Annotated in this window: 1 protein-coding gene; it reads left to right on the top strand. The window is 44.1% G+C overall.

Annotation, left to right across the window (positions count from 1 at the left end):
• Nucleotides 1–273 precede the first annotated feature (273 nt).
• On the top strand, nt 274–1,728 hold the full coding sequence (locus F6K38_RS40755) for an S-layer homology domain-containing protein (protein WP_287360522.1): 1,455 nt from the start codon (nt 274–276) through the stop codon (nt 1,726–1,728).
• Nucleotides 1,729–1,884 lie beyond the last annotated feature (156 nt).

Raw genomic sequence — 1,884 nt, 5'->3', positions numbered from 1 at the left:
TTTGTAAGTTCATGTAGGGTGGGCAGTGCAGCAGACAGATTCAGAAGTTTGCAAAGCGCGTTGCTAGACACTGCCCACCCTACGATTAATGACTTTTGTAACTGATTAACTGCACTTGATATGACTCTGCTACCTCTACCGATCTTTTTTTTAAAACCTGGGAACTTTCACTTCACCTATGCGTCTGGGGATGGTGTTTGGGAAGCTGTCAACTCTGATACCCAAGGAGTTGAGCTATCTGAAAGAGTTATCTAATCAGGAGAGTTGTGTTCTATGTCTAGTGCATCTACTTGGAATGCCACAAGCACTGCCATGTTGCTATTGGGAATAGTAACTGGTGTGACTGCGCCGATGGTAATTGCGGTACCAAACCAAACTAGCTTTATTGATATTCAAGGTCATTGGGCAAAACCGTTCATTGAAGGGTTGGCAGCAGAAAACCTGGTAAATGGATATGCCAATGGCACCTTTAAACCTGATCAAGCTGTTACTTACGCTCAGTTCTCTGCAATGGTCAGCCAAGCTTTCAGCGAAAATAATTTAGCTTTGCCCAAAACATTTGATCGTGAAGCGGCTGAGTATTGGGTAAGTCGTAACCTAACTGAGCAGGATAAATCCAACAGCCAACTACGTCCATCTTCGCCACTTTCTCGGGGACAAGTATTGGTGTCATTGACTAATGGTTTGGGTTTAAATCGTTTGGGTTTATACTCTAGCACTTCAGTCAAGAATACTCTCTCTTCCTATGAAGACCTATCCCGAATCCCTGACTATGCCAAAGTTAGCGTTGCGGCTGCTACCCAAAAGGCTATGGTGGTTAACTACCCGAATGTAACCTATCTTGATTTTGGTCAACCTGCCACCCGTGCTGATGTGGCAGCGTTTATTCATCAAGCTTTAGTGAATGAAGAGGTATTAGCTCCCCTGTCTAGTCAACATCCAGCCTCTCAATATATTGCTCAGCTGACGGGAGAGACTAAATCTGTGGGTGACGACAGCCTGATGGAATCAACTCAGACAACTGAAAAAACTGAGGGGACTGATTCCACTGAGTCAATGACTAGTAAGGATGAACTCCCAGAAACTAAGGAATATCAAGTTTCCAAAGGTACAGTGATTGATGTAGCCTACACAGTATCAGACAAGGTGGCTGTGGAGCGTGGTGAAACTATTGATATGACGCTGTTAGTGGCTGAGGACATCAAAAATGAGCAAGGAATAGTCTTAATTCCAAAAGACAGCGAGATTGAGGGTCAATTAGTACCGCGTTATAGTGGTTCTCAGTTTCTTGGTACTCAGTTTGTGGCTCAAAAACTTAAAATTGGTGAATTATCCTATAACACCATCAATGCCACCTCGAAACTGGTTACTGATGCTAAGCCTGATGATACGGAGAAACAAACATTAGAAGGTGCTGCGGTTAATATTTTGACTGGTGTCTTAACTGGTGGTAATTCTAATCAACAACCGGAGCAGCAAAATCCTATGATCATTAATCCGGAACAGGATTTACCACTAACACTGGGTTCTGATTTATATCTCCAAGTAGCTACTAAAACGCCAGAAATGCCAGAAACCCCAGAAGCCCCAGAAGCTATGGACACTGAAGAAATCCCAGAAGCTATGGACACTGAAGAAATGCCAGCAACACCAGAAGCCCCACCAGTTCTAGAAGCACCAAAACTTGAGCTTCCGCAAGTGCCACCCTTACAGGTTCCAACTCGGTAACCCACCTACAAGAGTGCCTAGTTAAGGATTCAGAAGAGACATGCGATCGCATGTCTCTTCAATTGTATCGAGGCAAACGCTTAACAGTCGGACAGACTATCAATACTGAGGGGAAGCATTTCTCCGTTGATCGTCAGTCCTAATAACATCGGCTCT

Source organism: Moorena sp. SIO3B2 (assembly GCF_010692525.1).
Classification (GTDB): domain Bacteria; phylum Cyanobacteriota; class Cyanobacteriia; order Cyanobacteriales; family Coleofasciculaceae; genus Moorena; species Moorena producens.
This window is presented reverse-complemented; position numbering and strand designations above follow the sequence as displayed.